The sequence below is a fragment of the Parabacteroides sp. merdae-related_45_40 genome, assembly GCF_001915675.1.
On record NZ_MNQY01000052.1, the window covers coordinates 1 to 20,362 of the forward strand.

Consider the following 20,362-nt stretch of genomic DNA (forward strand, 5'->3'; position numbering starts at 1 on the left):
CGGTTGCTATCTCTTTACGCTAACTCCTGAACCTCTGAACGTTACAACTGCAACTTTTTTTATCTCTCACTTTACAACAGTTTATGGATATACGGAATGATTTTATAGATCTTTATAATGTACATGACAACCATAAGCCTAAACCTAAAAAAACAAGGAAAGCCCCTATCCTGACGGATAAAGGGCTTTTTAAATCCTTTTGTCTTCCTCCGGAGGAGGTTAACCTAAATACGATTTGAGGAGCTTGCTACGCGTACCTTGTCTTAGTCTTCTAATTGCTTTTTCCTTGATCTGGCGGACACGCTCTCTTGTGAGGCCAAATTTGTCGCCAATCTCTTCCAATGTCATTTCCTGACAGCCTATACCGAAAAACATTTTGATTATCTCACATTCTCTTTCGGTTAATGTAGCAAGGGCTCGATCAATTTCTTTTGCCAATGACTCGTTCATTAACGACCGGTCTGCGATAGGAGCATCATCGTTAACAAGCACATCCAAAAGACTGTTGTCTTCGCCTTCCACAAACGGAGCATCTACCGAGATATGTCTTCCTGACACTTTTAACGTATCAGAAATCTTATCCACCGGAATATCCAGTTCGTCTGCAAGTTCTTCAGGAGAAGGTCTGCGTTCGTTTTCCTGTTCGAATTTAGAGAAGGCTTTGCTGATTTTATTCAACGACCCCACTTGATTCAACGGAAGACGTACAATTCTTGACTGTTCTGCCAAAGCTTGCAAAATAGACTGACGAATCCACCACACAGCATAGGAAATAAACTTAAAACCTCTGGTCTCGTCAAATTTTTCAGCCGCCTTAATCAACCCCAGGTTACCTTCATTTATAAGGTCCGGTAAACTTAACCCCTGATTTTGATATTGCTTAGCTACAGATACAACAAAACGCAGATTCGCTCTGGTCAATTTTTCCAATGCTCTCCGGTCGCCTCTTTTGATAGCCTGTGCCAATTCTACTTCTTCTTCTACTGTGATCAGATCTTCACGGCCTATTTCCTGAAGATACTTGTCTAGAGAAGCGCTTTCGCGATTGGTAATGGACTTTGTGATCTTTAACTGTCTCATCCAATGTTTTTATATTGAGAATATCAGGGTGCAAAGATAATATTATTTTTATTGACAGAATTGGCTGGATGCACCCTACACCCAGCCAATTATAAACCTTTAACAATCTTCCCGCCAAATAAGACAAATATAACGTTATTTTATTATTCAGCCAGGTCTATAGCATATACTTTCGTACGTCCATTCGGGTAGAAACCTTTTACTACGATATAACGATCGTCCTCATTTCCTTTCAAAACCTTGTCAACTATTTTCTCAAGTTGTTCAGGAGATGAAATCTTCTGATCGTTTACGACCATGATAATGAAGCCTTTTTTGATACCGGCATCTTTCAGTTTACCATTCAACAAACCAGTCACTTCAATACCATAACTTACACCTAATTCACGTTTCTGTTCGTTTGTCAACGCGCTAAAAGCGGCTCCTAAAACTTCAGCACTGTCGGCGGCTCCTTTCACTACAGCCGTACTACCCTGTGCGTTACGAAGTTCCACATTAAATGTCTTGGTGCTACCATTACGGTCTACAGTAACCTGTACCTTGTCACCCGGACGATATTTACTAATCTGTTCCTGCAAAGCATTCGCAGATTTCACTTTTGCACCATTTACAGCAACAATCACGTCACCTTTTTCAATTCCGGCTTCCTTGGCAGTACTGCGATCTGCGAAATCAGCCACACACGCACCTTCGGAAACTTTTATCTTGGATTTCAAGGTGCTCAGCTCTTCTTTCTGTTTAGCCGGCAAGTTCGGATAGCCCAGCATGTCGGCGATGTCACCCACACTCATAATTTGGACACCCAGGATTGCACGCTGCACCGTACCATACTGCTTCAAGTCGTTTGCCACTTTCCCTGCAATACTGATAGGCACTGCAAACGAATAACCTGCAAAGTTTCCTGTTTCGGAATAAATAGCAGTATTAATACCGACCAACTCACCTTTCGTATTCACCAGCGCTCCCCCACTATTACCGGGGTTCACGGCTGCATCGGTCTGGATAAAGGACTCGATCTTGCTCTTGTCTCCACCTCCCATCGAGATACCACGCCCTTTTGCGCTCACAATGCCAGCCGTAACCGTAGAAGTCAAATTAAACGGGTTACCGACAGCCAACACCCATTCCCCAACTTTCAGTTTTTCAGAATCACCGAACGGAATGGTTGGAAGATCTTTCGCATCGATCTTAAGCAAAGCGATATCTGTCGTCGGATCGGTTCCAACCAATTTGGCTGCAAACTTACGATTGTCATTCAATGTCACTTCCAGCTCATCCGCTCCATCGATCACATGATTGTTCGTTATAATATATCCATCGGTCGAAATGATCACCCCGGAACCGGCCCCGACCCGTGGTTGCGGTTGCGGGCGTTGGAACCCTCCACGTCCTCCGAATCCGAAGAAATACTCGAATGGATCGACATACTGCGGCTGATTGCCTCCGTCGGCATATTGTTTGGCATTTGTCGTGGCCTTAATATGCACAACGCCATGAACCGTACTTTCTGCAGCCGTAGTAAAATCCGTATTCTCTGCAGCAACCGTGTTATAACCGGCTAACCGGATCGGCTGGTTGAAGGTATTTGCTGAGCCGGAAGTGCCAAATACCGGTTGATTCTTATTAATCAGGTAAGCACTCGTCCCAACAGCCGCCCCCGCACTGATTGCAGCCACGAGAACTATACCAAGCACATTTTTCCACATCTTTTTCATACTCTCATTATTTTATCAAACATTTAAATTTAACATTTTTCTTTCGACAAAGAAAAGTCAAAAATCGTGCGATTATTCCATTTGCAACTATTTTTTTATCACTTTTAACGGCACTCTGCAAGGGCTTAACTGCGATTAACAGTACTGTGTAATGCAAAGTACCTTTTTAACAATCAACTGTCTGCCAAATGGTCATACATTCAATAATATAACAGCAGGAAAGGCAGAATGTTTCCCATGAACCTGCCATCAGATATCTATGTAATTTATTTTCAACAATGTCGAACATATACATAGCATTATCGAAAACAAATTAGACTGGAAGAAAAGTAAAAGAGAACCATATCGAACCATTTTGATGTGGTTATCCCTATTTTCAATTTTCAATTGTCGATTAAAAGAATTACCTTTGTCGCATTGCAGTCTGCCGGTCTGTCGCTCGTCCTTCAGGACGGGAGGAACGTCCGGGCAACAAAGAGCACCATACTTCTTAACGGGAAGCTGTCCGTAAGGGTAGAGTAGCGTAACAGAAAACGACCGCCGGCCTGTCCGGTAAGGGTGAAAAGGTGAGGTAAGAGCTCACCGGGTCTTATAGCAATATAGGATGCCGTACGCCTTATGGGTTGTAAGGTCATGTATACCGGCGCATGTAGGATTGCTCGTCCGATGCCGGGGGGTAGACCGCTAAAGCTTACTGGTGACAGTAAGACGAGATAAATGACAGACGCTCCCGTGCAAACGGGAGTACAGAACCCGGCTTATAGGCAGGCTGCTTTTTTATAATGTGCCAGTATACCAATTCAACAATATGCCAATTAAATGGTTTTCTATCGGTATATTGGCACATTTAATTTATTGGCACATCATATATATGAAAACAACCGGTAAAAAGACGCTCGGAGAACGGATCAACGCCCTACTGACAAGAATGATCCGTTTCGTCACTTACGACATTTGGCGGATCACCGAAAATGAAGTAAGCGGACTGAAAGAGCTTTATATCAACATCATCAAGACAATAATTCTTGCAGTCAGGGGGTTTCAGAGCGAGAATCTTCAAACGAAAGCCTCCGCCCTCACCTACAGCACCTTGCTATCCATCGTGCCTCTCCTAGCGGTTCTGTTGGGGATAGCCAAAGGGTTCGGCTTCCAAAACACCGTACGCCAGGAATTGTTCGACTATTTCCCCGGACATGAAGTGGAATTGACCAAGGCTTTCGAATTCGTGGAAAGTTATCTGGAGCAAGCACAAGGCGGCGTAATCATCGGGGTCGGCCTGATCCTGCTATTTTATACAGTTGTCAACCTGATCTCATCCATAGAAGACACGTTCAACGACATCTGGCAGATACAGAAATCACGTCCGTGGTATCGGAAGTTATCCGATTATCTGGCCTTGTTCCTGATTTTACCGGTACTGATGACGGCTTCCAGCGGTTTATCCATCTTCCTGTCCACTTTGCAGAACTCATTTATCAGCCAGTACTTTTTCTTTACTCCACTGGTCGAACTGATACTGAACATAACTCCCTACCTCATTACGATCCTGGCATTCACAGGACTTTATATTTCATTACCCAATACGAAAGTACGGTTTGTAAACGGCCTCGTGGCTGGAATCCTGTCAGGCATCGCATTCCAATTCTTCCAGTTTATCTACATCAGCGGGCAGATCTGGGTGAGCAAATACAACGCGATCTACGGTAGTTTTGCCGCCTTGCCCCTGTTGTTGCTGTGGTTACAATTGTCATGGCTGATCTGCCTGTTCGGGGCGGAAATCTCGTATGCTTCCCAAAACGTGAAGAAATTCAGTTTCGAGCGTGACAGCAAGAACATCAGCCGGCGATATAAGGATTTCCTCACGCTGCTGATAGCGTCCCTGATCGTAAAACGGTTCGTAAAAGGAGAAAAGCCTTATACGGCAGATGAATTATCAGACGCTTACCGCATACCGATCCGTATCACGACACAGATACTCTATCAACTGACCGAACTGCACATCATTATCGAAGTCAATTACGGAGATGACGAACGCGTCGTTCACTACCAGCCGGCCATCGACGTAAACAAGATCACTGTCAGTTATCTACTGACACGCATGGACGAATACGGCTCGGAGAACTTCAAGATCGACACGTCCAAATTGTTCAGCAAGGAATGGAAAGCCTTGCTGAAAACCCGCGAGGACATGATTAAGGCGAATGACAACATTTTGTTGAAAGACCTTTGAACAATTGACAATGGATTATTGACAATTATTAAGGGATGGATAAAAGAAAAGGGAATACAGATCTGACAGAAGGGAAAGTATGGAAAGTGATCGTTCGCTTTGCAGTGCCGTTGCTGGTCGGAAATCTGCTGCAACAGTTCTATAACATAACGGACAGCATTATTGTCGGACAGTTTCTGGGAAAGGAGGCACTGGCAGCGGTATCGGCTTCCTTTTTCATCTATTACTTCATCATTTCGCTCGTGATCGGTGTAGGAAGCGGTACTACGGTAGTCATTTCACAACTTTTCGGAGCCAAACAGTATCAAAAGGTACAACTTGCGTTTTCCTCCTTCTTCATATTCATGTTAGTCGGAGGAATAATACTATCCATTGCAGGGATTATTTTCGCCGAGCCGGTTTTCCGCCTGACCAATACGCCGGAAGAGGTTATTCCGCAAGCGGTAGCCTATTTTCGCATTTACATAGGAGGAACATTCCTGTTCGTAACCTTCAATAGCATCATTTCGATTTTGCGAGGCGTGGGCGAGTCTGTTCGCCCAATGCTGTTCATTCTGATTACGACAGTCCTGAACATTGCGTTCGACTTGCTCTTCATACTCGTATTCAAATGGGGTATAGAGGGAGCTGCTCGTGCGACTGTCGTTTCGCAGGGAATCGGTATGTGTATAGCCCTGGCGTATGTAAACAATACGCACCCCTTGCTATCCATCAAAAAGCAAGATATGCTGTTCGACTGGAAACTGTTCAAAGAGAGCTTAAAAATCGGACTGCCGACAAGCGTACAGCAATGTGCGATCGCCCTCGGACTGATCGCATTGCTGGGAATCGTGAATAGTTTCGGAACCAATACACTGACAGCTTACGGTGCCGCCGGAAAGATAGACACGATCATCACTCAGGCTATCCTCACCCTATCAGGAGCGTTAGCAGCTTTCTGCGGACAAAATATCGGAGCCGGGAGACTGGACCGGGTGAAAAAGGGAGTACAGTTTACGATGTACACGAATATAGCCCTGGGACTATTAACTTTTGCCGCCGTCTATCTATTCGGCAACGAGATGATGAGAATTTTCACGAAAGACATAGATGTCGTGGCGATTGGAAAAGAATATCTGCTAATTATCGGTGGTTTCTTCATTGTACATGGGGCACTGAACGTGTACAACGGAGCACTCAGGGGAGCTGGAGATACCTTGTTCCCAATGATAACCAGCCTGGTCTGCCTCTGGCTGATCCGTATTCCCCTCGCCTATTATCTCAGTTCATGGTTGGGACGCAACGGAATCTGGTGGGCGATCGGTATCAGCATCACAATCGGACTAATCGTGACCTTCGTTTATTATAAGATGGGGTTCTGGAAGAGAAGAAGGAGGATTTATGAATTATGATTTCCTGTTACACTGCATAAATCATAATCCATAAATCTCAGTACCGATTATAGCTAATCACTTCTTTCAGATCTTTGCGTTTCTTAGGTCTGTCCGGTTGGGTAGAATAGCCGATAACGATGTCCAGCAAAACACGTTTGCCGGAAGGGATATCCAATAGTTTACGAACTTTCGTTTCATCAAACCAGCCGACAATACAACTCCCCAACCCTTCATCTTCGGCAGCCAGCACAAGGTGAGCGGCCGTTATGCCGATATCCAGATGGGAGAAATTCTTGTCCTTGATCCACGAGCCGATACCTGCTGTCAGATTCGGCCTCTCCTCCACGACCAAGATATGTACGGGCGCCTGTTTGGTGAAATGGTTCATTCCCAAAACACGGTTCGAAGTTGCGTCTGCCACCCGATTCTTCAGTTCGGGATCATCCACCACAATAAAATGCCAAGGTTGGGAATTACAAGCAGACGGCGCGATACACGCTGCCTCCAGAATACGCTGTAATTTTTCCTTTTCCACCGGACGCTGCGGATCAAAAGCCCGGTCACTTTGGCGCCGGCTTGCTAAAGAGAGGAAATCTTTCATTTGAACTGCATCATCTTACTGATATACTTACCGACAATGTCGAACTCAAGATTGACGACCGTACCTTTTTCGATCTGGCAGAAGTTGGTGTTGTCATGCGTATACGGAATGATCGCTACCTGAAAACTATTCTGCTTCGAATTACAGACAGTCAGGCTCACACCATTGACACAGACGGAACCTTTCTCGACAGTTATATATCCCTGCTGCGCCATCTCTTGGTCGAACGGATATTCGAACGTATAATACCAGCTTCCATTTGCATCTTCCACACTTGTACAAACGGCAGTCTGGTCGACATGCCCCTGCACAATATGTCCGTCCAGACGTCCGTTCATCATCATACTGCGTTCCAAATTCACGAGCGAACCTGGTTTCAGCAGCCCCAAGTTGGAACGTTCCAGAGTTTCTCGCATGGCTGTAGTTGTGAATGTATCCCTATCTTTGCGAACCACAGTCAGGCAAACGCCATTGTGGGCCACACTCTGATCTATTTTCAATTCATCGACAAAAGAACACTTCATAGTGATATGAATGTTGTCCTTATCATGCTCAATCGCCACGACCTGAGCTGTTTCTTCTACAATTCCTGAAAACATAAGATTGTTGTTTTAATGATTATCGAAGTCCAAAGATACGGAAAAACCTTATATTTGCCACATATAACAATAATACTTAATATTATATGGAAGCAGATAAAGTAGACAAATTTCTTCTTGCCAATGAAAGCAAATTTCCTGATTATGAAATTCCTATCCATCGACTGCTCGACCTTCCTCCTGAAAAAGAGGCGATTTTAGCAAAAAACCATTTCAAAAGCCCGATCTGTATGTTGTCCGTTTCTTGTTTCTTAGGATACTTCGGTTTGGATCGTTTCCTGATCGGGGACTGGGGTAAAGGTATCATTAAACTGCTCACAGGCGGTGGTCTGGGAATCTGGTACATCATCGACTGGTTCCTGATCGTGAGAGCGACAAAGAGGAAGAATATGGAAAGATTAGAAGAGATCATAAATCACCCCTAACTATCATTTTAGCTGTTTTACCAGACATAGAAGTACGCTAAAAGCATTAAAAGTGGAACGTTTTCAGAAAAGAATAAGCCTTTTCTGTCGAAACACGTTACTTTTTAGACAAAAGATGCCTGATGTTTTTCTCAAAACGCCCGTCAGAGCGCCTTTTACACCCCCATCTGAAAGCTATCGAAACCCTGGTCTGCAGATAACTGAGATCCGGATCTCGACAGACAAAAGCAACTACATATCTGATAATAAACCATATAGTACGCGTAAAAAAGCGATCACACCCATGATAGTACAATCATAGAAAAACAACTGTCATGCCAACTATCATTTTATGTAGGGCTTGACATTCATAGTTTCAACAGCAAAGCATGATAGTATGACAATAAAATAGAGGTAAAGCTAAGTGCCTTACCTCTATCATTATTGATTGATTATATATCGTCAGATATATTATTGAGCTTGTTCCAACTGCAATGTCTTAGTCGGTTCGTCGCAAACTTCAGTCGGACCAAAATACTGGATAGGACCAGGATAAACATAGCTTGTCGTCATAGCCCATTCATCGCGGTTAGCAGCAAATTTCTTGAAAGGAGCACCGTCGAGCTTAACCAAAGCTTTCTGGATAACAGGTTTCATTTCGCCGTGGCGTTTTTCCATGTTCATCATCATAGTTACAGGGATACCACCAGCGATCCACTTGTCAGCCGGAGCTGTCGTGTTGCGTACGGAAGACATATAACCTGTCTTGCCGGCGGCGATCAGGCAAGAAGCCGTATAACCCAAAGAATAGCAGTAGTCCGCATCATAGTTGGATGGAGCAGCGCAACGGCCTTCGTAACCGAAGAAGTGGTGCTGTGCAGCAAACTTGCCGACATATTTGCCTTCGGCCTTCCATTCTGCCAACTTCTTGCCAACCATTTCTGACAGCAATTTTTCTGTTTCGATCAGAGAAACCTGTACGTTTCCATGCGGGTCGCGATCGAGTGACAACTGACGTGCCACACCTTCCGGCAGGGAAGCATACAAGTCGGAATTTTCTTTTGTCAACTTACTGATGATGTAAGCACGTTGTTCGCTCTTCTTAATCATCTTGAATTCGGCATCGTGTTTAGCAAGGAAGTCGTTCAGCTCAGCGATCAGGCGTTTCATAGCCGGAACGAATTCGATCAGACCTTCGGGAATCAGCACCGTACCGAAGTTGTGGCCTTCGGCAGCACGTTTTGCTACAATTCCGGCGATGTAAGTCACGATATCGTCCAAAGACATGTTCTTTTCCTCAACTTCTTCGGAGATGATACAAATATTCGGCTGAGTCTGCAAAGCGCATTCCAAAGCGATGTGAGAAGCAGAACGTCCCATCAGCTTGATGAAGTGCCAGTACTTCTGTGCCGAGTTGCAGTCACGTTGGATATTACCGATAACTTCGGAATAAACCTTACAAGCCGTGTCGAAACCGAAAGAAGTTTCGATCTGCTCGTTCTTCAGGTCACCGTCGATCGTCTTCGGACAGCCGATTACCTGAACACCGGCCCCCGTAGCCTTGTAGTATTCGGCCAGTACGCAAGCATTTGTGTTGGAGTCGTCGCCACCAATGATAACCAGTGCCTTGATGTCCAGTTCTTTCAGAATTTCCAGCCCCTTGTCGAACTGTTCTTTTGTTTCCAGTTTGGTACGGCCTGAACCAATCATATCAAAACCACCCGTGTTGCGGTACTCGTCAATAATGTCAGCAGTCAGTTCCATATATTTATGATCGATCAGACCACCAGGTCCGAGGATAAAGCCATACAGACGAGAAGCTGCGTTGTTAGCCTTGATACCGTCGAACAGACCTGCAATCACGTTATGACCACCAGGAGCCTGACCACCGGAAAGGATCACACCGACATTCATTGCCGGCAGTTCTTTCTTTTCGTTGCTCTTTTCAAAAGTAACGACAGGCATTCCGTACGTGTTCGGGAATAACTTTTTGATTTCGTCCTGATCGGCAACTGATTGTGTATACTCACCATCTACGGCTTTTACAGCTCCTTTCAATGCAGCGGGAACCTTTGGCTGGTAAGCTGCTCTTGCAATTTGTAATGCACTCTTTGTCATTTCTTAATCTGATTTATTTAGAAAGTATCTGATTCCTAATTAAAGGCGGTGCAAATATAGAAATTTTTCTGTATTCGCGAAAGAAGATAATACGATATAGCCCTTTATTCCGCATTTTTCTTCAGCCATTCACCAACAGCCTGTTTTCCTGAACAGGCCTAACCACATAAGTCAGTTCCTTACCCGTCAATTCCAAATACATAAAACCGCTGGATAAGATGATTTCCATTTTATTATCAATCACGATATATCGATCATGATGGGTCAACAGTGAATCATCCAAAGAAAAAGACCATTGAGGATTATACTTTTGCAAATCAGCAACAGCACTATCATTCAAATGCTTCGAATGATAGACAAGTTCTACTTTTTTGTTCGGCAAAATCAATTTCAAGACATCCTTGCAGGCATTCAGGTATTGATCGTACAGGCATATTTTTTTCGCATCCTGGCATAGTGCTCTTATGTGCCTGATCGCCTTGTCTCTATGGGCATTTCTATAAAAACAACCGGTGATATGGCTACTGATCTGATCGGACATGATATTGACATACGGATAATCCGTTCTGTCATCACACAATATCAATTTATAGTCAGTCTTTCTTGCCAGTTCTTCCAAAGTCTGCTTTGTTAACCGGGCATGCTTTAAAGAGTCATAAAGACTTTTCGACACACGATCGCCAATCCCGATATCATCTAATTGTCTGGTATTGGTCAGAAACTCGCCACAACGAAACTTAAGCAAGTGCAAGAGTATATCTTTATCATAGTCCTGATGCTCCTTAAACAAATAATATTGCTTATACAAAGTATCAGACAACACAAAACTATATTTCCCCATATTATTCCATTTCAAGTAGTTCAGCTAAAGTCGCATCGAAAAAACCTTCCGGGAAGTCACGAGTAAACTTGCCATCCTCTTTAAAACCAAGTACAATGAACGGATTCTGGATGCCCTCTTTATACAAAATGGTCACATCATCTTTCAAAAAACGCTTTTTATAAATCTCATAACCGACCTTATATATAAGGTGTTCGCAATGTGTTTCTATGATTACCTGTATACCGGCTCTAACAATAAAGGCCAAGAATTCACCAACCTTTGCCTGGCTGGCCGGATGAAGATGGATTTCCGGATTTTCGATAAGAATAACATCATTCTTTTTTGCCCGCAAGCACATGATTAACATTTTGGTAAGATAACTTACGCCAGCTCCCAACTGGAAAGGCGAAATATTCCCCAACCCGTCACTTTTATACTGTACCTCGACCACATCATCCAAACGGCGTTCCGTCTGCAACTCCGTCGGTATATCTAAAATATAAGACAACCAATAATTCACCTGAGCAGATAAAGTATAAGAGGAATCATCTTTAATCAATTCCGGCATTAAAGGATTAGATTTTTCTTTTTCAAATGAACCTACTATATACTCACCGACTACGCCCACTTTAAACTGTGGCGAAATTTTGGAATGCAACTCCGCCCCGATTCTATTGGCAGACAAATAGTATAAATTTTGCTCTATGTCGATCGGCATGCCGGCATCCTCTTCCGAAGGAAGAAAAACCAAAGAGAGTTCATTTGTTCCGTGATAGGAAATATGCACATTATCGATATCGATATCGACCCTGACACTTTTTGCATTATAATACTTATTTCTAATCGTATCGAATGTCAGATTCACAATAGTATCCAGTAAAATTTGTCCATTTTTTCCTATCCTGCGAACAGGAAGTAATACCGACTGTATCAAACTTGACTTACCTGCCGAGTTAACACCCGTTACAATTGTAAAAGGCTTTATCTCCAAGTTCTCATCATGAAGACATTTATAGTCTTTTATTTGTATATGTTTTATCATAACTGAATCCTGTTTATTATTTTATCCATTCGATCAAACCTGAAAGAGACACTTGTAGTCGAGTCTATATTACCGGAAAAATAACGGGAATCATCAAACTCTTCCTTTACAGATTCTATATCCAGTATGAGTCTTGACGCCCATGTGTAATCAATTTTCTCAGGGACAAAAGAAAACAAATAACTTAATGCCTCAAAGAGAGGCATGTTTATAGGTCTTCTAATCCCATTTCCCGAAAAACGAAAACCATTTTCTCCTAAAAGATCATAACTGATCTGCATACAGCGAATAAATAGATTCTCATAATCTACAATCAATTTTTCAGGTGCATTATCATTCACATAAACCATAAAACGAGCTAGAAAATCATCTATATCCCCCCGGTATTGGAGAGCCGGAATATCTTTAAACTCTCCACGATGCAACATCAGGAAGGCCATTGCCCGCAAAACGACATATTGGTCTTTCATCCTTTCTTTATTAATAGAGCGCCCTGTCGCAATCAAAAATTCGGGAGAACAGCAAAGTTTATCCAACATCCGTGTGCAACGTCCACGGTATAAGGCATTCCTCATTTCCTGCTTATTCAACGGAGTCCCTCCCCGATTTACCCGATCAAAGATATCATACTTTACCCGCTCAGGAGTCGGAGGCTGTATAATGTAAAAAAGTAATTGAAAGTCTTCAATAACTCCCTGTTGCTTCAAATCCAAATCCGCAAAACAACATCCATTAAACTGCTTCAATATTCTCAGATTATTCAATTTGAACTTTCCTTCCAGAAAATCCAAAATAGCACTTATCCTTTGTCGTCCGTCAACAACTTGCTTCTTCCCATTCTTATCCTCAAATAAATACATTAATGGTATAGGAATTCCCATTAGGATCGATTCGATCAGCTCGGACTTCTGCCTTTGTTTCCAGACATCATGCCTCTGGAAATCCGGATCAATTATTAATTCTTTCCGCTTCAGGCAAAGTGTATGCAAATGCATAATACTATATTGAGCCTTTTCCACCCTCACTTCGGCATTCGGATATATGGTATATGAATCATCTCCGTTTATTGACAGATCGGCTTGTTCCACATCGCTAACCACATTTTTATCACTGTTTATTATTGATGCTTCATCTTTTATATCCATATTTCCCATATATTTATCCTGATTTACGATTGAGCAATAGTCTTTAAATTAATAAAGAGATAAATGTTTCATGCAAAGATATTGAGATTTATCGGAAAATCGAATAGAAATCGTCCATTTACTTGCTATCAGATATCTGGTAAAACATCGTTTTGCCCGGTGACGACAACGAGGCGGGACGGGCGTCCGCCGAAACGGCACGCTTGTGGTTCGGTTTGCCGCTCATCACAAAATGTAGGGTAATTCCTGCTTGCACATCCTCATAGGTCAGATATGATTTATCATATTTCTTTCCGTTGACATATAGCTCCTTGATATAGACATTCTCTTCCGACCAGTTTTCCGTGGTCATCTTTATTTCCTTTCCGTTGCTCATCCGGATCGAAAGCGCCTCTACACAAGGGGAGCCGATGTTATAGATATTGCTGGAAGGGGCTACCGGATAAAAGCCTGCGCAGTTGAACATATACCAGGCCGACATCTGCCCGCAGTCGTCATTCCCGCTCAACGATCCCGGTTCATTTCCATAAAAACGAGCAACGATCTCCCTGATCCACTTCTGGCATTTCCAGGGTTTGCCTAAATAGTTGTACAGATAAGCGATGTGGTGGCAAGGTTCGTTGCCATGCCAGTAGCCACCGATACGCCCCTGGATATCATGCGCTCCCGGAATATCATCCGGCAATTCGACCGTAAAGAGATCATCTAGTCGCTTCTCGAAAAGTTTCTTCCCTGCCAGATTGATATATCCCTGCACATCATGCGGAACTGTCCATGTATATTGCATTGTAAAACCTTCGGTAATATCTCCCCAACCGTTCACCGATCCCGGTCCTTGATAAGCTACCGGAGTAAACGGAGTACGCCAATTACCCTGGCTGTCACGACCACGCATATACTTCGTTTCCGGGTCGATCAGAGTCTGATAAGAAAGAGAACGATTCAGAAAATACTGATAATCGTCCATCTTGCCCAAAGCTTTGGCAGCCTGTGCGATACAATAGTCGTCATAGGCATATTCCAATGTTTTGGAAACCGACTCCGCCTCTTTGTCAAACGGGACGTAGCCATTCCGCATATAGTCGGGCAAACAGTCGTAATGTTCGTTCAAGGCAGTCGTTTTCATCGCCTCATACGCCCGTTCGTAGTCGAAACCTTTCACTCCTTTGACGATCATATCCGCCAGGACGGAGACCGCATGATAGCCGATCATGCACCAAGTCTCGTTTCCGTAAAAAGACCAGATCGGGAGCATTTTCTCCACACTCTTGTCAAAGTGGGCCAGCATCGAATTGGCGATGTCGGCATTTATGTCCTGATGCACTAAATTGAACCAGGGATGCAAAGCCCGGTAGGTGTCCCACAAAGAAAAAGTCGTATAGTTGGTAAAGCCTTTCGCTTGCTCGATATTCTTGTCCAACCCCCTGAAACGGCCATCCACATCCTGGAAAACAAACGGATGGAGGGCGGCATGGTAGGCAGAAGTATAAAACGTTTCCTTTGTCTTCCGGTCGGTAGTTATCCGGTATTTTTGCAATTCTTTCTCCCAAAGTTCCTCCCCTTTCTCTTTGAGGCTGTCAAATGTCAGTCCGTCCAGTTCCTGCATATTCATCTTCGCCCCGGAGGTACTGACGGAAGAGATGGCCGTTTTCACGATCACTTCCTCCCCTTCCCCAGTTGCGAAAGAAAGGCAAGCCATCAGGTTCTTCCCCCAAGCCTCACGGTCGCTCCTGAACCGGGATGTATTATAGATCACCGGCTTCTTGTCCTGCATGAAGCGCAGACCCGTCAATTTTCTGGAAAAGACAGCCGCAAAATAGACATGGCGTTCAGGTCCCCACCCTTTCACCAACTTATAGCCAGTGATGGTCGAATCGTTTTCCATGCGCAGGTTGGCCCATTCGCACGACTGCCAAAGCGTATGGTTCATATCAATCATGATAAATGATTTTTCCGATTCGGGATAAGTAAAACGGAACATGCCACTCCGTACCCCAGCCGTCATCTCCGCCTTCACGCCGTAGTCTTGCAAGCGGACGGCATAATAGTTCGGAGTAGCCTGTTCCTCGTCGTGCGTGTATCGGGAACGATAGCCCTCATCGGGATTCTCACGGCTTCCGGGTTCCAGTTTCATCTCTCCGGTTCCGGGGATAAACAGAAAATCTCCCAAGTCAGGAATACCGGTCCCGCTAAGATGCGTCAGGCTAAAGCCCAGGATAGAAGTGTGGTTATATTTATAACCGGCAGCCGCATCATAATATTTAGCATCCGTATCCGGGCTGATCTGGATCCCTCCGAACGGGATCTGAGCTCCCGGATACACATTGCCATAACCATCCGTTCCTACCAGCGGATTGACGTATTCCGTCAACTTTTCATTCTGTGCCGTGCCGGATAAGGCGGCACACGACACAGCGATCAAAGTACAAATTCGTAATTTCATATTCAAACTATTGTCGTTATAAATAAAAAGGACTATCTGAAACAAGGTCCAAATAGCCCTTTTGATTATAGTTAGACTGAAAGTCCTATTATAATTAAGTGCTTATGTTAATATTAATGCTTCCAGCCATCTATATGCAATCTTATTTATTTTCCCAATTCATTGGAGAATGAGTAAGGAACGTCACTGTCCTGCGTACCCCGACTCTTGTTCGGTGTGGCCGACATATTATAAAGAATGTTCATGCCACGCATCAGGTCGCCATGTGTCAGATAATTCTTCGTATAGTTCTTGCCATTCACTTTCATAGACGAGATGTAACGGTTCGCCTCGCCATTATTGTTGGCCTTGATCACGACCTTCTTGCCGTTTTCCAGGTTCAGCGTCACGTTTTTGAACAACGGAGATCCCAAGATATACTGGTCCGTACCCGGACAAACCGGATAGAAGCCGAGAGCCGAGAATACATACCATGCCGAAGTCTGCCCGTTGTCCTCATCACCGCAATAGCCGTCAGGAGTCGCGAAATAGAGCTTGTCCATCACTTCACGCACCCAATACTGCGCTTTCCAAGGTTCGCCGGAATAGTTGTATAGGTAGATCATGTGCTGGATCGGCTGGTTGCCATGCGCATAATTACCCATATTCATAATCTGCATTTCGCGGATTTCATGGATCACGCCACCGTAATAACTGTCATCGAACAAAGGCGGGACATTGAATACGGAATCCATCATGGCGTTGAAACCTGTCTTTCCTCCCATCAAGTCGATCAGTCCCTGCGGATCATGGAAGACCGACCAGGTATAATGCCAACTGTTACCTTCCGTAAAAGCGTCTCCCCATTTCAGCGGATTGAAAGGAGACTGGAACGAACCGTCCTCGTTACGGCCACGCATCAACTTGGTTTCAGGATCGAATAGGTTCTTATAATTCATAGCATGTTTCGCGAAAACGGCAATTTCGGATTCAGGTTTGCCCAAAGCCTTACCTAGTTTATAGATAGCCCAGTCATCATAAGCATATTCCAACGTACGAGCGGCACTTTCGTTGATTTTCACGTTATAAGGCACATAGCCCAATTTATTGTAATATTCATATCCCAGACGTCCGGTCGATTTCACCTTCGGATGTACACTGTTAGCCCCATGCACGACAGCCTCCCAAAGCGTCTCGATATCATATCCGCGAAGCCCTTTCAGGTAAGCATCCGCCACAACAGAAGCCGAGTTATTACCGACCATACAGCCACGATGTCCCGGACTTGCCCATTCCGGCAGGAAGCCGCTCTCCTTATAGGTATTGGCAAGCCCCTCCTGCATCTTCGTATTCATATCCGGATACATCAGGTTCAAGAAGGGGAACAGGCAACGGAACGTATCCCAAAAACCGGTATCGGTAAACATATACCCCGGCAGCACTTCTCCGTTATACGGACTGTAATGTACAACTTTTCCGTTTGCATCAAGTTCGTAGAAACTGCGCGGGAAAAGTAGCGAACGGTACAGGCAGGAATAGAATGTGCGTAGTTTGTCCACATCGTCGTCTTCCACGGCGATACGTCCTAAAGTTTCATTCCACACTTGGCGACCAGCCTCGGCTATTTTGTCAAACGAACGATCGCCCAATTCTTTCAGGTTCAGTTCAGCCTGTTCAGGGCTGATAAAAGAAGAAGCTACGCGAGCATGGACAATCTCGCCCTTGCGGGTGGAAAAACCGACAATGGCACCGGTATGGTTCTCTTTCGCTTCAGTCTCGCCTTTGCGGATCTCATCATCACCGACAGTCGCCTTATAAGTAAAAGGCTTGTCAAACACGACGACGAAATAGTTGCGGAAGTTCTGAGGCACCCCTCCGCTGTTACGAGTCGTATAGCCAATGATCTTGTTTTCTTCGGGTATGATCTTGACATAAGAACCACGGTCGAAAGCATCGACAATCACATACGAGTTGTCCGATTCGGGGAAAGTGAAGCGAAACATGGCGGCACGTTCCGTCGGCGTGATTTCCGTCACAACGTCATGGTCAGCCAGATACACCCGGTAATAATTCGGTTTTGCCACTTCCGCCTTATGGGAAAACCAGCTGGCACGTTTATCTTGGTTAAACACCACTTTACCGGTAACGGGCATAATGGCAAACTGTCCGTAATCGTTGATCCAAGGGCTGGGTTGGTGAGTCTGCTTGAAACCACGGATCTTGTCCGCGTCGTATGTGTACGCCCAGCCGTCTCCCATCTTTCCGGTCTGTGGCATCCAGAAATTCATACCCCAGGGCATGGCAATCGCCGGATAAGTATTACCTGTCGAGAGAGAAATTTTCGACTGGCTCCCGACCAGCGGATTCACGTAATCCACCAGGTCCTTTTTGTCAGCCGCATCCACCGTAAAGAGGCTGCTGCAAAGCGTAATCGCTAAAATTAATAATTTCTTCATGGATAGAATATGTTTAATTAATTTGAAGACAAAGAATAGGGTCTGTCTGTCCCGTTAAAAACACGTTTTTTATTAGGAGAAGAGGTCATTTCGAACGTCAGCGTACCACCATCCATAATGTCCTGCTGAGTAATGAACCCTTTCGTATAGGGCTTGCCATTCAACTTGACCGACTTGACATAGCGGTTTTTGTCGCTCACCTTGTCGGCCTTTACCTCAAAAGTCTTTCCGTTTTCCAGCATAACCTTCATATAAGGCAAGTAAGGAGCTCCCAGCACATACTGGTCCGTACCCGGACAAACCGGATAGAACCCCATCGAAGACAGGATATACCAGGCAGACATCTGGCCGCAATCGTCGTTACCGCACAGGCCGTCGATATTATTGCGGTACATTTTATTCATGATTTCACGCTGCCAGTATTGCGTTTTCCAAGGTTGCGAGGTCCAGGCATACAGAAACGGGATATGATGGCTCGGTTCGTTGCCATGCACATAGCCGCCCAGCAAGCCTTCCTCCGTCACATCCTCGGTCTGGGCGAAAAACTCGGCAGGCAGGTGCATCGTAAACAGGGAATCGAGCTTGGAGACAAAGGACTTGTCGCCTCCCATCAGGCGGATCATATTGTCCACATCCTGCGGCACATAGAAAGAATAGTTCAAGGCATTTCCTTCGATAAAACCTTCACCATGCGTGTTCAGCAAGTTGAAATTCTCTTTCCAGCGTCCGTCGGCATAACGAGGACGGGCATAGCCCATATTCGTATCAAAAACATTCGTATAATTGGCCGCCCGTTTTTTATACGTATCGGCAACAGAACGGTTGCCGGCCAAAAGCGCCGTGTGGTAGATGGTCCAGTCGTCATAGGCATATTCCAACGTCAGGGAAGCGGCGCTGCCGTTATGGTCAAGTGCGACATACCCTTTTTCCATGTATTCGCCGGTCCCGTCCAGGTAAGGGATCGTGGAACTGCTCACCATCGCTTTCAAAACCTCTTCCTTGTCTAACGGAAGACCTTTCGCCACGGCATCGGCCAAAACGGAAACGGAATGATATCCGATCATGCACCAGTTTTCATTTGCCATATGGCTCCAGATTGGCAAAGCCTTATGCACGCTTTGCTCGCAATGCTTCAGCATGGAGCGGGCGATATCCGTATTTACCCGGCGGTTGATGATGTTGAACAGCGGATGCAGGGCACGATAGGTGTCCCAAACGGAAAAGACCGTGTAGTTCGTGAAATCGTCCGCCTTGTGGATATTATGATCCAGCCCGCGATACTGTCCGTCCACATCCGTATAGACACAAGGATTGATCATGGTGTGATACAAAGAGGTGTACAGCATCGCCAACTGGTCGTCCGTGCCATTGGCTTCGATAACGGACAATTCCTTATTCCAGGTTTCACCGGCACGAGCCGCCAACCGGTCGAAACTATAGCCGGAGGCTTCAGCCCGCAGATTTTTCAAAGCGCCATCCGTGCTGACTCCCGAAAGCGCCACTTTCACTTCCAATTCCTCGGAAACTGCCGGATCGAAATCGAAATAAGCAACGATCTTGCGTCCGCCTATATCCGGAAAGTTTTCTTTCATATTGAATTTGCCGTATCCACCCCGGTAATTAACTTTTGCTTTTTCCTCACATCCGTAATGAACGACCGGTTTGGAGAAAGACATGGCAAAGTAGGTATAGTTGGTACGCGCCCATCCGTTCGTGATACGATAGCCTGTGACCAGCGTATCGTTTTCGACCCGGATATTCGTCCAAAGGACTTTTCCGTCGTAATTGTAGATACCATGAATCATATCCAAGATGATTCGCTGGTTCTTCGCTTCTTTCGGGAACGTATATTTATGCACACCCACCCGCTTGGTTGCCGTCAGTTGTGCTTTCACGCCGTAGTCGGCCAGCATCACTTCATAGTAGCCGGGACGGGATACCTCCGTATCGTGTGAGAAACGCGAACGGTAGCCGCCATCCGGGTCGGTTGCCGTTCCGGGATTCAGTTTCAATTCGCCGGTAGCCGGCATAATCAGGATATCGCCGAGGTCGGAATGTCCGGTTCCGCTGAAATGCGTATGGCTGAACCCGACGATACTGCTGTCCTTATGTTGATAGCCGGCACAATATTCATAAGCACGCGGCTGATACTTGCCATCCACGTTATGAGGGATCGTGTCCGTGTCCGGGCTCAACTGGACCAGTCCGAAAGGCACGCAAGCCCCCGGAAACGTATGTCCCATCCCGTTTGTCCCGATAATCGGATTCACCAATGCTGCCTTATCTTGGGCGGACAAGTTCCCAAAGATCAGCAAAGCTGAAAATAAAAGAATTGTCTTCTTCATGATATCTTG

General features: G+C 45.1%; 14 protein-coding genes and 1 other RNA gene. 4 read left to right on the plus strand and 11 right to left on the minus strand.

Features of this window, described 5'->3' with window-relative positions; translation table 11 throughout:
• Positions 1 to 219 precede the first annotated feature (219 nt).
• A complete protein-coding gene (locus BHV83_RS08665; protein WP_005641668.1) occupies positions 220 to 1,080 on the minus strand; it encodes a sigma-70 family RNA polymerase sigma factor in 861 nt (286 codons plus the stop codon).
• Between the two features lie 143 nt (positions 1,081 to 1,223).
• A complete protein-coding gene (locus BHV83_RS08670) occupies positions 1,224 to 2,795 on the minus strand; it encodes a Do family serine endopeptidase (RefSeq protein WP_022322950.1) in 1,572 nt (523 codons plus the stop codon).
• 419 nt (positions 2,796 to 3,214) lie between these two features.
• On the opposite strand from BHV83_RS08670, the gene rnpB reads away from it, so the two are divergent.
• The 3 genes from rnpB to BHV83_RS08685 all read left to right on the plus strand — a co-directional run bounded on the left by rnpB (position 3,215) and on the right by BHV83_RS08685 (position 6,416).
• Positions 3,215 to 3,572: RNase P RNA component class A (gene rnpB, locus BHV83_RS08675), an RNA gene on the plus strand.
• A gap of 94 nt (positions 3,573 to 3,666) precedes the next feature.
• Positions 3,667 to 5,025, plus strand: a complete 1,359-nt coding sequence (locus BHV83_RS08680) for a YihY/virulence factor BrkB family protein (protein ID WP_005647727.1) — start codon at positions 3,667 to 3,669, stop codon at positions 5,023 to 5,025.
• A 35-nt stretch (positions 5,026 to 5,060) separates the two neighbouring features.
• A complete protein-coding gene (locus BHV83_RS08685; RefSeq protein ID WP_005647729.1) occupies positions 5,061 to 6,416 on the plus strand; it encodes an MATE family efflux transporter in 1,356 nt (451 codons plus the stop codon).
• 37 nt (positions 6,417 to 6,453) lie between these two features.
• Here BHV83_RS08685 and BHV83_RS08690 read toward each other — a convergent pair whose 3' ends face one another.
• Together BHV83_RS08690 and BHV83_RS08695 are read right to left on the minus strand one after the other, a co-directional pair.
• The gene (locus BHV83_RS08690; RefSeq protein WP_022322947.1) at positions 6,454 to 6,999 is read right to left on the minus strand and encodes a nitroreductase family protein; all 546 of its coding nucleotides are present in this window, start codon (positions 6,997 to 6,999) and stop codon (positions 6,454 to 6,456) included.
• Positions 6,996 to 7,598 (minus strand): riboflavin synthase, encoded by a 603-nt coding sequence (locus tag BHV83_RS08695; protein WP_005640882.1) that lies wholly within the window; start codon positions 7,596 to 7,598, stop codon positions 6,996 to 6,998. The genes BHV83_RS08690 and BHV83_RS08695 overlap by 4 nt, the downstream gene beginning before the upstream one ends.
• 86 nt (positions 7,599 to 7,684) lie before the next feature.
• Here BHV83_RS08695 and BHV83_RS08700 point away from each other — a divergent pair, with 86 nt between their 5' ends.
• Positions 7,685 to 8,023, plus strand: coding sequence for a TM2 domain-containing protein (locus BHV83_RS08700; RefSeq protein ID WP_005640883.1), 339 nt, complete (start codon positions 7,685 to 7,687; stop codon positions 8,021 to 8,023).
• A gap of 450 nt (positions 8,024 to 8,473) precedes the next feature.
• Here the strand turns inward: BHV83_RS08700 and BHV83_RS08705 are convergent, their stop codons facing one another.
• The 7 genes from BHV83_RS08705 to BHV83_RS08735 all read right to left on the minus strand — a co-directional run bounded on the left by BHV83_RS08705 (position 8,474) and on the right by BHV83_RS08735 (position 20,353).
• Complete coding sequence (locus BHV83_RS08705; RefSeq protein WP_022322946.1) at positions 8,474 to 10,120, minus strand: diphosphate--fructose-6-phosphate 1-phosphotransferase; 1,647 nt, start codon at positions 10,118 to 10,120, stop codon at positions 8,474 to 8,476.
• A 121-nt stretch (positions 10,121 to 10,241) separates the two neighbouring features.
• Positions 10,242 to 10,961: a hypothetical protein gene (locus BHV83_RS08710; RefSeq protein ID WP_005640887.1), complete on the minus strand. Its 720-nt coding sequence runs from the start codon at positions 10,959 to 10,961 to the stop codon at positions 10,242 to 10,244.
• Position 10,962: 1 nt separating this feature from the next.
• Positions 10,963 to 11,985 (minus strand): AAA family ATPase, encoded by a 1,023-nt coding sequence (locus BHV83_RS08715; protein ID WP_122343500.1) that lies wholly within the window; start codon positions 11,983 to 11,985, stop codon positions 10,963 to 10,965.
• Positions 11,982 to 13,130 (minus strand): DUF262 domain-containing protein, encoded by a 1,149-nt coding sequence (locus tag BHV83_RS08720; protein WP_022322945.1) that lies wholly within the window; start codon positions 13,128 to 13,130, stop codon positions 11,982 to 11,984. The genes BHV83_RS08715 and BHV83_RS08720 overlap by 4 nt, the downstream gene beginning before the upstream one ends.
• Positions 13,131 to 13,248: 118 nt before the next feature.
• Positions 13,249 to 15,573, minus strand: coding sequence for a GH92 family glycosyl hydrolase (locus tag BHV83_RS08725; protein WP_122205731.1), 2,325 nt, complete (start codon positions 15,571 to 15,573; stop codon positions 13,249 to 13,251).
• Between the two features lie 146 nt (positions 15,574 to 15,719).
• Complete coding sequence (locus BHV83_RS08730; protein WP_122205732.1) at positions 15,720 to 18,008, minus strand: GH92 family glycosyl hydrolase; 2,289 nt, start codon at positions 18,006 to 18,008, stop codon at positions 15,720 to 15,722.
• A gap of 17 nt (positions 18,009 to 18,025) precedes the next feature.
• Positions 18,026 to 20,353 carry a GH92 family glycosyl hydrolase gene (locus tag BHV83_RS08735; protein WP_005640897.1) on the minus strand — a complete coding sequence of 776 codons (2,328 nt, stop codon included), beginning with the start codon at positions 20,351 to 20,353 and terminating at the stop codon, positions 18,026 to 18,028.
• Positions 20,354 to 20,362 lie beyond the last annotated feature (9 nt).